Origin of the sequence: Sphingomonas sp. CCH9-F2 (genome assembly GCF_001556735.1) — a bacterium.
Classification (GTDB): Bacteria; Pseudomonadota; Alphaproteobacteria; order Sphingomonadales; family Sphingomonadaceae; genus Sphingomonas; species Sphingomonas ginsenosidimutans.
On the sequence record NZ_LSJO01000402.1, the window covers coordinates 1 to 393 of the forward strand.

At 69.2% G+C, this 393-nt stretch carries 1 protein-coding gene; it reads right to left on the bottom strand.

All coding sequences use genetic code 11. From position 1 onward, the window contains the following. Positions 1–21 precede the first annotated feature (21 nt). On the bottom strand, positions 22–393 hold a 372-nt coding region (locus tag AX685_RS11730), incomplete at its 5' end, for a carboxylesterase family protein (RefSeq protein ID WP_156445777.1).

Below are 393 nucleotides of genomic sequence, written 5' to 3' on the forward strand. Positions count from 1 at the left end.
GAGATGTGTATAAGAGACAGATCATAACGTATCGCTCCACTGACAGATGCCGCCCGGCGCCTCGCGGCCCGCGCGTACACCCTGATTGTCGATCTCGATCCGGCTGCCCGCCGCGTCGAACGCCGGCCAGCGCGGCAGCGCGCCGCCATTGGGGTCGCCGGTGCGGATGAAGTTCGCCCAGTAATCCATCACCGCCACCCCGCCGATCGGCTTCCCGCCGTAGATGTAGGGCAGTTCCGCCGAATGGCGGGTCATGCCGCCGTCGTCCGATCCGTCGAAACGGTACGACCACACCCGCGCGCCCCGGCCGGCCAGCAGCCGCGCCAGCCGCTGCGCCGGGCAACGGAAGGTCGCGTCGGTCGCGATCTGCTGGTCGCGGGTGTGGTCGTACCG